An 11,212-nucleotide genomic window follows, 5' to 3' on the forward strand; every position below is an offset into this window, starting at 1 on the left:
GTATAGCGACCGACCGCACGGGCCTTCCGTGCCTGGGGAAATGGAGGATGGAACCACGCCTGCCAGCGGCTTTTGCCAGCGTCCCTGAGGGGGTCCTGCCCCTGCCACACGGCCGCCTCGATTTCGACCAGGTCGCCGCGGCGCTGGTCGCCGATGGCCTGGTCGCCGCCGCGGACCTGGAGCGCATCCGTTTCTCCGCCCAGGGCGCGCGCAACGCCAGTGAGGTCCATCCGCTGGTGCTGCTGGCCAACCTGAAGCTGGGCGCCAGCGCCGGCGGCGAACTCGGCCTGGAGCGCCTCAGCGAGTGGCTGGCCCAGCGCGCGGGCGTGCGCTACCTGCGGGTGGACCCGACCCGGGTCGACGTCTCGGCGGTCACCGCCCTGGTCTCCCACGCCTACGCGCGCCGCCACCGCTTCCTGCCGCTGGCCGTGGACAGCGAGCGCGTGCTGGTCGCGACCAGCGAGCCGCTGGCCCAGGAATGGCTGCGCGACCTGCAGCACCTGAGCCGCCGCCGGATCGAGCTGGCGATGGTCAACCCGCTCGACCTCCACCGCTACACCATGGAGTTCTACGGGGTGACCCGTTCGGTGCGCGGCGCCCGTGGCGATGTGCGCAGCGACACCAGCAGCTCCCTGCCCAGCTTCGAGCAGCTGGTCGAGCTGGGCCGCGCCGGCGACGTCAATGCCGACGACCAGCACATCGTGCACATCGTGGACTGGCTGCTGCAGTACGCCTACGAGCAGCGCGCCTCGGACATCCACCTGGAGCCGCGCCGCGACATGGGGCGCATGCGCTTCCGCATCGATGGGGTGCTGCACAAGGTGTTCGAGGTGCCGCCGGCGGTGATGACCGCCGTGGTCAGCCGGATCAAGGTGCTGGGCCGGATGGATCTGGCCGAGCGCCGGCGCCCGCAGGATGGCCGCATCAAGACCCGTTCACCGGGCGGGCGCGAAGTGGAAATGCGCCTGTCGACCATGCCCACCGCGTTCGGCGAAAAGTGCGTGATGCGCATCTTCGACCCGGATGCGGCGTTCAAGAGCATCGACCAGCTGGGTTTCAGCCCGCAGGAGGCAGCCGGCTGGACCGCCCTGGTCGAGCGCCCGCACGGCATCGTGCTGGTCACCGGCCCGACCGGCTCGGGCAAGACCACGACCCTGTATTCCACCCTCAAGCGCCTGGCCACGCCCGACGTGAATGTCTGCACCGTGGAAGACCCGATCGAAATGATCGCGCCGGAATTCAACCAGATGCAGGTGCAGACCAACATCGACCTGGATTTCGCCAGCGGCGTGCGCACCCTGCTGCGGCAGGACCCGGACATCATCATGATCGGCGAGATCCGCGACCTGGAGACCGCGCAGATGGCGGTCCAGGCCTCGCTGACCGGCCACCTGGTGCTGTCCACCCTGCATACCAACGATGCCCCCTCGGCGATCACCCGCCTGCTCGACCTGGGCGTGCCGCATTACCTGCTCGCCTCCACCCTCAACGGGGTGCTGGCCCAGCGGCTGGTGCGCACCCTGTGCACCACCTGCAAGGTGCCCACGGTGCTCTCGACCGAGCAATGGGCGGTGCTGACTGATGCCGATGCGGCATTACCTGAGGCGCCCACGCCATATGCACCGGTCGGCTGCATCGACTGCCGGCGCACCGGTTTCCTGGGCCGCGTCGGCCTGTATGAGTTGCTGCCATTGGGTTCCAGCCTGCGCCGGCACATCCGCGCGGACATGGATCTGGCCGCCTTCAACCGTGCCGCACGTGCTGAAGGGGTACGAACCCTGCGCCGCGCGGGGCTTGAAAAGGTAGCGGCAGGGCTGACTACAATCGAGGAAGTCCTCTCGGTCCTGCCTCCCCCGGATGAATTCCGCCCCGTTCCTGATTCTTGAAACCGGCCAACCCGTCGCCTCGCTGCGCCGCTACGGGCGGTTTTCGCACTGGATCCGGGTCGCGGCCGGGCTGGATGCCGATGAGACGGTAGTGGTCGATGTGGAGCACGGCGGTACCCTGCCCAGCCACCGCGATTTCGCCGGGGTGATCGTCAGCGGCTCGGCCGCCTACGTCACCGACCGCGCAGAATGGAGCGAGCGCAGCGCGCAGTGGCTGCGCGACGCCGCCCACGACGACCGCCCGGTGTTCGGCATCTGCTACGGCCATCAGCTGCTGGCCCACGCGCTGGGCGGCGAAGTCGCCTACAACCCGGCCGGACGCGAGTCCGGCACGATCGAACTGGCGCTCGACCCTGCGGCCGTCGACGATCCGCTGTTCGGCGGCCTGCCGGCGCGCTTCCCGGCGCATGCCACCCACCTGCAGACGGTGCTGCGCGCCCCCGAGGGCGCGGCGATCCTGGCGCGCTCGGCACAGGACAACTGCCACGCGTTCCGCTGGGGCGCGCATGCCTGGGGCGTCCAGTTCCATCCCGAGTTCGCCACCCACCACATGCGCGGCTATGTCCGCGCCCGCGCCGAGTGCATCCGCCAGCACGGCGGCTGCGCGCGCAGCGTCGCCCGCGAGGTCAGCGCCGCGCCGCTGGCCCGCCAGCTGCTGCGCCGTTTCGTCCGCCAGGCGCGCAACGCCTGACGCCCGCGCCGGTACCGCCTCCGGGCGCAACGCAGCGGCCGCGCCGCGCATGCCGGCCTTCAGGTCACGCGTCGGGAAAACAGGGATAATCGACCGCACTCGGGCGTTCGCGCCTTCTCCCCTGTCCCGGAATGTTATGAGCGAGATTCGCAAGCTGCCGGCCTCCGCCGGCGCGGAATGGCTGGTGTCGGGTTTCACCCTGCTGCGCAAGGCGCCGTTGGCGCTGGGCCTGCTCGGCGTGATCTGGGCCGTGGCCGCGTTGCTGGTGATGTCGCTGGCGATGGTCAGCCCGGCGCTGAGCACGCTGGCGCAGCTGTTGATGGCGCTGGCCGGCCCGCTGTTCTTCGGCGGCCTGGTCTGGGCCGTGCGCGAAGTCGACCAGGGTCGCGTCGCGCAGCCAGCGCACCTGCTGCAGGGCCTGCAGGAAGGCCGCGCGTTGAACCTGCTCGCCTCGCTGCTGCCGCAGCTGGTGGCCGGCCTGTTCCTGGGCGTGTTGTTGCTGGTGCTGATCGGCAGCAGCGGCCTGCAGCACCTGAGCGAGGTGATGGTGCAGCTCAACGCGATCAGCCAGGCCGGCGCGCAGCCGGACCCGGCCCAGATTGAAGAGTTGATGGCCAGCCTGCCGGCGATGCGCATCCTGCTGTGGCTGGCGCTGGTGGTGGTGACCTTCCTGGCGATGGCGCTGGCATTGTTCACCCTGCCGCCGCAGGTGATGTTCGAACATCGCAACGGCCTGCAGGCGATGCGCCTGAGCCTGCGCGCCTGCCTGCACAACGTGCTGGCGATGGTGGTGTTCTTCCTGCTCGCCTTCGTGGCCGTGTTCGCGATCTACTTCGGCGTGATGCTGGTGGCCCTGATCGCGCAGCTGATCGGCGGCACGATGATCGCCCTGTTCGTTGCGCAGCTGCTGCTGATGGGCGTGGTGATGCCGGTCTTCGCCGGTGCCATCTACACCGCGTGGAAGCAGATGTTCGGCCAGCAGGGGCCGCAGACCCCGCCGCCGATGCCGGGCCCGAACAACGTGTTCGCGGCCTGATCAAAACGAAACCCCGGCCAAGGCCGGGGTTTCTGTTTATGCGTCACTCCGGCTGTTCTTTCCCGCCCGCGCGTGGCACCAGCCAGCGCGCGGCATGGATGCCCAGCTCGTAGAGCAGACACATCGGAATGGCCAGCATCAGCTGCGAGACCACGTCCGGCGGCGTCAGCACCGCGGCCAGCACGAAGATGCCGACGATCGCGTAGCCACGACCTTCCTTGAACTGCTGCGGCGTGATCCAGCCCAGCAGCACCAGGATCACCATCGCCACCGGCAGTTCGAAGCTGGTACCGAAGGCGAAGAAGATCGCCAGCACGAAATCCAGGTACGCCGTCGCGTCCGGGGTGATCGCAATCACTTCCGGGCGGAACGTGGTGAGGAAGTGGAACACCGCCGGCAACACCAGAAAGTACGCGAACGCGCAGCCCAGGTAGAACAGCAGCACCGACGAGGCCAGCAAGGGCACCGCCAGGCGTTTCTCGCGGGCATACAGGCCGGGCGCCACGAACGACCACAGCTGGAACAACAGCCACGGCACGGCGATGAACACCGCCACGAAGAACGTCAGCTTCAACGGCGCGAAAAAGGCGCCGGCCGGATTGGTCGCGATCATCGTCTGCCCGTTCGGCAACTGCGAGATCAGCGGTTCGGCGATCATCGTGTAGATCTGCCGCGAGAACGGCATCAGCCCCAGCAGCACCACGCCCAGGCCGATCAACGCACGCACCAGGCGCGCGCGCAGTTCGATCAGGTGTTCGACCAGCGAACTCTCGCTGCTTTCATGCTCGCTCATCGCGGTGTCTCCTCGCTCGGCGGCGCAGGCGTGCGCGGCGCGGTGTCCGCCAGGGCCGGTGACGCCGTGGGCGGCTCCACACGGGGCGCGCTGCCGTCGATTCCGGGGGGCGACATCGCATCGCGTGGCAGTTCGGCCTCGTCGGTCGCCACCACGTGCTGGGCCACGCTGGCCGGGGAGCCCGGTGCGGGACCGGTCATCACCGGTTCGTCTTCGGCCCCTGCGGCAACGTCATCGGCCTGCCGGGCCACGTCCTGGCGCATCTGCTCGGCTTCGCGGCGGACCGCTTCGCCACTGGCGCGCAGCTGCGACTCGGTATCACGCACCGAGGACTTCACATCGTCGAACTGCCGCTTGATCTCTTCGGCATGCAGTTCGCGTTCGAGCTCCTGCTTCACCGAATCCCACTGGTTGCGCGCACGGCGCACCCACAACCCGGCGAAGCGGGCGGCCTTGGGCAGCCGCTCGGGGCCGAGCACGACCAGGGCCACCACCGCGATGACCAGCAGTTCACTGAAACCGATATCGAACACGCCAAGCCGCCCGGATCAGCGCGGGTCGCGGTCGTGCTCGGTCTGCGACGTCGTCGTCGAGTCCTGCGGACGCGAACTGTCGCTGAGCTGCGCATTCGGCTTGTCCTCGTCGCGCATGCCCTTCTTGAATTCCTTGACGGCGCTGCCAAGGTCCTTGGCGCCGCTGGTCAGTTTCTTGGTGCCGAACACCAGCAGAACGATGACCAGCACGACCAACCAATGCCAGATGCTGAAACTGCCCATGACTCGCTCGTTACGTAGTGATCAGACGGTTGAGCATAGCGCACCGGCGGTAAGCCGGCGCGCGTGACAAAAGTCAGTTGCCGTCCAGCGATTCGGTACGGACTTCACCGTCGCCGACCGGCTGGAAGCCCTGCTGCGGGGCCGGTTGCGCCGGCACGGACTGCAGCGGGGCGGTGGTCGCGCCGGCGGCGGCCGGGGCCGGTGCCTGTTCAGGTCGGACCGGCACGGCAGCGGCGCGCGGCGCCGGGGCCGGTGCAGGCGCACTGCCCGCGGTGCCGCGCTTCTCGCGGGCGGTGTAGGTGGCTTCTTCCAGGCGATCGCGGAAGGCGACTACATCCACCGACGGCGGCTCGCCGACGCGGCCTTCGAACACCATGCGCGGCGTGGTGTTGCTGCCGTAGGCATCCAGGTTGGCGGCATCATCGATCTGCAGCACGGCGCCATCCAGCGCCACACCGGCGAACAGGCCGCGGGCGCGCGACCAGGACCAGATTTCAGCCTTCAGCTGGCCATCGGTGGCGGCGGCGGCGTTGCGGCCGACCGGACCTGCGGCGACGCCGGCATCGGCGCCCAGGGTGAATTTGCCGTTGACGAGATTGTCCAGGCTGCGGTCATTGCGGAACACCAGCACCACGTCGGAGGACTGCACGCCGGCCTGGAAGCCGATGCTGCCGCCGGTGAGCTTGACGAACACCGGGTTGGACCAGCTGCCGTCCGGCGTCTTGACCGACATCAGGCCGTGGCCGCGACGGCCACCGATCACCAGGCCGGCCTTGATCGTGTCGGGAATGACGATGACCGCGCGGCCCTCGTCGAGCAGCTTGTCCGGAATCCCCTGCTCGGGGATGTCCTGGATTTCATTCAGGACGCGCACGGCATTGCGGGCGCGCTGGTCCTCCTGTGGCCCGGCCATCGCCTGGGTCGACAGCAGGCTGGCGGAGATCAGCAGTACAAGGCTGAGGCGGCGCATGGGTGGGCTCCAGAAAGTCGATTCATACAAGATAGCGGCAGGTACGACCGGGGTCGATACGCTTCTCGACGTTAGAAGGCCCGCGATGAATCGGCAATGAGTATTCCGGGCTATCGATATGCCTGCTGGATCACGTTCATCATCCAAATCCATCCCGCCAATCGCGTAGACCTGCGAGAATGGCGGCATGCTCGACGCACCCGACACCGCCGTGCTGGCGGTCAATCTAGGCACGCCCGAGACGCCAACCGCCCCGGCGGTGCGTCGCTACCTGGCTGAGTTCCTCAGCGATCCGCGCGTGGTCGCGATTCCGCCGCTGTTCTGGAAACCCTTGCTGTACGGGCTGATCCTGCCGCTGCGCAGTGGTCGCTCGGCCGCCAAGTACGCCCAGGTCTGGCTGCCGGACGGCTCCCCGCTGATGGTCTACACCCGGCGCCTGGCCGAGGCCATGCAGGGCCTGATGCCCGATCTGCGGGTGCGCCACGCGATGCGCTATGGCAGCCCGGCGCTGCCGGCCGAGCTGGATCGTCTGGCCGCCGAGGGCATGAAGCGGATCGTGGTGCTGCCGCTGTATCCGCAGTATTCGACGACCACCACCGCCTCGATCGAGGACCAGGTGCGCGAATGGCAGCCCAAGCACCCCGGGGTCACCGTGACCCTGGTGCGCGATTACGCGGTCGATCCGGACTGGGTCGCCGCCGTCGCCGGCAGCATCCGCCAGTGGTGGGATCAGCATGGCCGTGGCGAGACGCTGGTGTTTTCCTTCCACGGCATTCCACAGCGTCTGGCCGACGCCGGCGATCCCTATCCGCAGCGCTGCGAAGCCAGTGCGCGGGCGATCGCGCAGGCGCTGGAGCTGAGCGACGATGCCTGGCAGCTGACTTACCAGTCGCGGTTCGGCCGCGAGAAATGGCTGCAGCCCTACGCCGAACCCACGCTGTGGGCGATGGCCGAACGCGGCGTACGCAGCATGGACGTGGTCTGCCCCGGCTTCGCCACCGACTGTCTGGAAACCCTGGAAGAAGTGGCGATGGGCTTCACCGAGACCGTCGCCCAGCGCGGCGCGACGATGCGCTACATCCCCTGCCTCAACGACGCGCAGGCACATGCACTGGCGCTGTCGCGGCTGAGCATCGCGGCGCTGGCATGACCCTGACGTCCTTCTCGCTGCCGGTTGCCGGCACCACGGTGGCCGGCCTGCGCTCCCCGGGCACGGGTGGCCAGCGTGTGCTCGCCCTGCACGGCTGGCTGGACAACGCCGCCAGCTTCGTCCCGCTGGCGGCGCAGCTGCCCGGGCTGGAGCTGGTCGCGATCGATCTGCCCGGCCACGGCCACAGCGCGCATCTGCCGCCCGGCACGCAATACAACACGCCCGGTGCGATCTGCCATGTCCTCGACGTCGCCGATGCGCTGGGCTGGGACCGCTTCGTGCTGCTCGGCCATTCGATGGGGGCCGGTATCGCCAGCCTTGCCGCGGCCGCCGCACCGGAACGCGTGGAACGCCTGGTCGCGATCGAAGCGCTGGGCGGCCTGCGTGGGCCCGAGAATGAAACCGCGCAGCGCCTGCGCGAGCATGTACGTGCCGCGCGTGCGCTGCCCACCCGCAGGCTGCGTGTGTTCCCCGACCTTTCCGCACCGATCCGCGCGCGCATGATGACCAACCAGCTCAGCGAGCCGTGCGCACGGCTGCTGGTGGAGCGTGGCGTCAAACCGGTCGACGGCGGCTACAGCTGGTGCAGCGATCAGCGCCTGATGCTGCCCACCGCGATGCGCCTGAGCGAAGCGCAGATCGATGACCTGCTCGCGGCGATCGAATGCCCGACCCAGGTGATCTACGCCACCCCGGCGCAGGCCTATTACCCCGAGCCGTTGCGCAGCGAACGCATCTCGCTGCTGCGCGACGGTCGCCTGGCGGTGTTCCCGGGCACGCATCATCTGCACATGGAGCATCCGCAGGTGGTGGCCGAGGTGATCCGGACCTTCCTGGCCGGGTAGTCCCGGCGCGGTGCGACACACGGTCGCACTCAACTTATCCCGGCAGCGACCGATACCGATGATGCAGGCCGATTTTCCTCGGCCGCACTGTCGTCGCTTGCTCCGCCGTTGCGAAGCCGCGCATCACCCAGGCTTCCAGGGAACGTCGTCGCAATGCCGGATTGGCCGTGCCATCGCCCACAGGACCGGGCCATGCCGGCGGTGATCGCCACCGCCGACGCGGCGTCCGCCGCTGCCCGTTCCCTGCGCACCCATCCGTTTCTTCCCGCTGCCGCACCCACCGCTACGCCGGTGACGGGTGCGGCATCCGCCTGCGTGCGTACGCGCCGCGGGCTCTCTGCTTTCTACTGATCCTGGAGCCGCCATGTCCGCCCTTCCTGCTGCCACCTCCCGACCGCCCGACCAACGGCGCGCACGATCGCCCCGTGCCTCCGTGGACAGCGCGTATCTGCTCGCGACGGGCGTGCTGCTTGCCGCGGCCGTGACCACGGCGATCTGGCAGCGGCAGCCGTGGGGACTACCCTTCATCGCGGTCGCAGCCGTGCTGCTGGGCCTGGTGGCGCTGCGTTCGCGGCGGCAGGCCCACGCCCTGCGGCAGGCCGAGCAGCGATCGATCGCCGTGGCTGCGGAAGCGGCGCGCGACCACGCCCGCGCCAGCATCGGGCATGCCCATGACGCCCAGGTAAGACAGGCACTGGACGTCTCGCGCACGGCGATGATGATCGCCGACAACGACCACGTGATCCGCTACGTCAACCAGGCCGTGGTGAGCCTGCTGCGCAACCAGCAGGCCAGCCTGCGCGAGGCCTTCCCCGACTTCGACGCCGAACGCCTGGTCGGCAGCAGCATCCACCGCTTCCATGTGGATCCGGACCGCATCCGCGGCATCCTCAACACCTTGAGGGTCACCCACCACGGTCGCGTGCGGATCGGACCGGTGCACTTCGCCCAGGTGGTGACACCGGTGTTCGATGCGCAGGGCCAGCGCCAGGGCTTCGCGGTGGAGTGGCATGACCGCACCCACGAACTGCTGCTGGAAACCGCGGTGGCGAACATCGTCGAGGCTGCCAGCAAGGGCGATCTTGATCGTCGGCTGCAGGCCACCGAGGGGGGCGCCAGCTTCCTCACTAGCCTGACTGGCGGGATCAACCAGCTGTTGGACAGCGTGGGCGGCACGGTCGGCGAGATCCGCCGCGTGCTGTCGGCCCTGGCCGATGGCGATCTGGACCAGCGCATGCACGGCGACTTCCATGGCTCGTTCCAGGCCATGCAGCGCGATGCCAACGCCACCGCCGAGCAGCTGACCGCGATGGTGGAGCGCATCAAACAGTGCACCGGCTCCATCTCGCTGGCCGCCCACGAAATCACCAGCGGCAACGATGACCTGTCCGAGCGCACCGAGCGCCAGGCCGCGCATCTGGAAGAGACCGCCGCCTCGATGGAGGAACTGACGTCGACCGTGCGCCAGAACGCCGAGCACGCACGCCAGGCCAGCGCGCTGGCGCACGGTGCGCATGATGTCGCCACGCGCGGCAGCCAGGTGGTCAGCCAGGTGGTGACCACCATGGATGCGATCCAGACCGCGTCGCAACGGATCGGCGATATCACCCGGGTGATCGACGGCATCGCCTTCCAGACCAACATCCTGGCACTCAACGCTGCCGTCGAAGCGGCCCGTGCCGGCGAGCAGGGCCGCGGCTTTGCGGTGGTCGCCAGCGAAGTGCGCATCCTCGCCCAGCGATCCGCCGACGCGGCCAAGGAGATCAAAGGATTGATCGATGCCTCCGTGGTGCAGGTCGCCGAAGGCGCGCGCCTGGTCCAGGACGCAGGGCAGACCATGGGCGAGATCGTCAGCAGCGTGGCCAGCGTCAGCGGCATCATGGCCGAGATCTCCTCGGCCTCGCAGGAGCAGGCGGCGGGCATCGACCAGGTCAACCAGACCGTCGCACAGATGGACGATGCGACCCAGCAGAATGCCGCCCTCGTCGAAGAAGCCAGTGCCGCCGCACGCCTGCTCGAAGCCCAGGCCGCCGACCTGACCCAGGCTGTCGCGGTGTTCCGTCATCAGGAACAGGCCTACCGCGCAGCCGCGTAAGCCTCATCTGCGTCAACGCCCAGCGCCCCGCTGCGGCGCCGCGTCCTGCAGCCAGGCGGCGACATGCTCGACCGCCTGGCTGGCACGCGATGGTTGGGTTGGCCTCCGGGCCGGTGCAGCGGACGCGCTGGCCAAAGAGCGTTACGGCAGCGATACCGGGACTGCATTGGTCGAAGCTGACACCCCTCTCTTCCCGGCGAACCGCAGCTGTTTCGCCGCAGCCAGCTGCATGTCTGTGGCGCTTGGCACCCCGAACTGAGTTCGCTTCCGAACGCATGGCCACTCCGCGCCATGCGTTGACTGATCCTGCCCAGACCATGCCGCCCCGGACACACACCTTGCAGGGCGTGGTGTCGCCGGTGCCCTGTCGTCAGGATCCGTTCCCGCGCAGCGCGGTGGCTACGGGCACCCACAGAGGTAGCACACCAGGATCAGCGTCCACGCTGCCGCGACAGCCAGCTCCATGCTTGGTCGGGCATGCCTGTCGGTGACGTCCACTGGATCAAACTTCGCACGATGCACGGGGTGCACCCCGCTCGCGCGGCGCAGCCCGCCTGGAACCAGTGCAGCCTCCAGGAACCAGTGCAGCGATCCGGGAACCAGTGCGGCCCTCCTGGACCCGCAGGAAATCATGCGCTGCACCTTCGCCACCGCGATATCGATATCCCGCGTTGCGCGTGCCGCGCGTGATCTGCCGTCACCGGCCGAAGCGCGGCGTGAGCGATGCGACGTTGCCCGGCGTGCGTTCCCGCATCATCCAGAATGCCCGATTCGAAAGCGCCGACCGCCGGGAAAAGCGGCGTACTCGACGTTCGTCCTCGCCAGGAGGATCGCTGAGTCGCTGAATCGCAGACAAAAAGAAAACCCCGCTGCGTGAGCAGCGGGGTTTTCGGGTAAAAACCCTGGCGATGACCTACTCTCGCATGGCTTAGGCCACACTACCATCGGCGCAGCTGCGTTTCACTTCCGA

The 11,212-nt window shown here is 68.6% G+C and carries 10 protein-coding genes; 6 read left to right on the plus strand and 4 right to left on the minus strand.

The features are described from left to right. Positions 1-47 precede the first annotated feature (47 nt). From ABE424_RS17780 to ABE424_RS17790, 3 genes are all read left to right on the plus strand, one after another. Positions 48-1,886 (plus strand): ATPase, T2SS/T4P/T4SS family, encoded by a 1,839-nt coding sequence (locus ABE424_RS17780; RefSeq protein WP_346492844.1) that lies wholly within the window; start codon positions 48-50, stop codon positions 1,884-1,886. Then, positions 1,858-2,577 (plus strand): glutamine amidotransferase, encoded by a 720-nt coding sequence (locus ABE424_RS17785; RefSeq protein ID WP_346492843.1) that lies wholly within the window; start codon positions 1,858-1,860, stop codon positions 2,575-2,577. The genes ABE424_RS17780 and ABE424_RS17785 overlap by 29 nt, the downstream gene beginning before the upstream one ends. 136 nt (positions 2,578-2,713) lie before the next feature. After that, a complete protein-coding gene (locus ABE424_RS17790; RefSeq protein WP_346479209.1) occupies positions 2,714-3,613 on the plus strand; it encodes a BPSS1780 family membrane protein in 900 nt (299 codons plus the stop codon). Between the two features lie 43 nt (positions 3,614-3,656). Here ABE424_RS17790 and tatC read toward each other — a convergent pair whose 3' ends face one another. The 4 genes from tatC to ABE424_RS17810 all read right to left on the minus strand — a co-directional run bounded on the left by tatC (position 3,657) and on the right by ABE424_RS17810 (position 6,152). Continuing rightward, the gene (tatC, locus tag ABE424_RS17795; RefSeq protein WP_176987773.1) at positions 3,657-4,406 is read right to left on the minus strand and encodes a twin-arginine translocase subunit TatC; all 750 of its coding nucleotides are present in this window, start codon (positions 4,404-4,406) and stop codon (positions 3,657-3,659) included. After that, positions 4,403-4,939: a Sec-independent protein translocase protein TatB gene (gene tatB / locus ABE424_RS17800; protein ID WP_346492842.1), complete on the minus strand. Its 537-nt coding sequence runs from the start codon at positions 4,937-4,939 to the stop codon at positions 4,403-4,405. The genes tatC and tatB overlap by 4 nt, the downstream gene beginning before the upstream one ends. A gap of 15 nt (positions 4,940-4,954) precedes the next feature. Continuing rightward, entirely contained in the window at positions 4,955-5,182 is a 228-nt protein-coding gene (tatA, locus tag ABE424_RS17805; RefSeq protein WP_019185586.1) for a Sec-independent protein translocase subunit TatA, read from the minus strand. A gap of 73 nt (positions 5,183-5,255) precedes the next feature. Next, positions 5,256-6,152 (minus strand): YSC84-related protein, encoded by an 897-nt coding sequence (locus tag ABE424_RS17810; protein ID WP_121041012.1) that lies wholly within the window; start codon positions 6,150-6,152, stop codon positions 5,256-5,258. 187 nt (positions 6,153-6,339) lie between these two features. On the opposite strand from ABE424_RS17810, the gene hemH reads away from it, so the two are divergent. The 3 genes from hemH to ABE424_RS17825 all read left to right on the plus strand — a co-directional run bounded on the left by hemH (position 6,340) and on the right by ABE424_RS17825 (position 10,242). Further along, entirely contained in the window at positions 6,340-7,302 is a 963-nt protein-coding gene (gene hemH / locus ABE424_RS17815) for a ferrochelatase (protein ID WP_346479211.1), read from the plus strand. After that, positions 7,299-8,147 (plus strand): alpha/beta hydrolase, encoded by an 849-nt coding sequence (locus tag ABE424_RS17820; protein ID WP_346492841.1) that lies wholly within the window; start codon positions 7,299-7,301, stop codon positions 8,145-8,147. Before hemH ends, ABE424_RS17820 begins: the two co-directional genes overlap by 4 nt. A 364-nt stretch (positions 8,148-8,511) precedes the next feature. Next, positions 8,512-10,242, plus strand: a complete 1,731-nt coding sequence (locus ABE424_RS17825; RefSeq protein WP_346492840.1) for a methyl-accepting chemotaxis protein — start codon at positions 8,512-8,514, stop codon at positions 10,240-10,242. Positions 10,243-11,212: the final 970 nt, after the last annotated feature.

This window comes from Stenotrophomonas sp. TWI1149 (assembly GCF_039673155.1).
Taxonomy (GTDB): domain Bacteria; phylum Pseudomonadota; class Gammaproteobacteria; order Xanthomonadales; family Xanthomonadaceae; genus Stenotrophomonas; species Stenotrophomonas maltophilia_AA.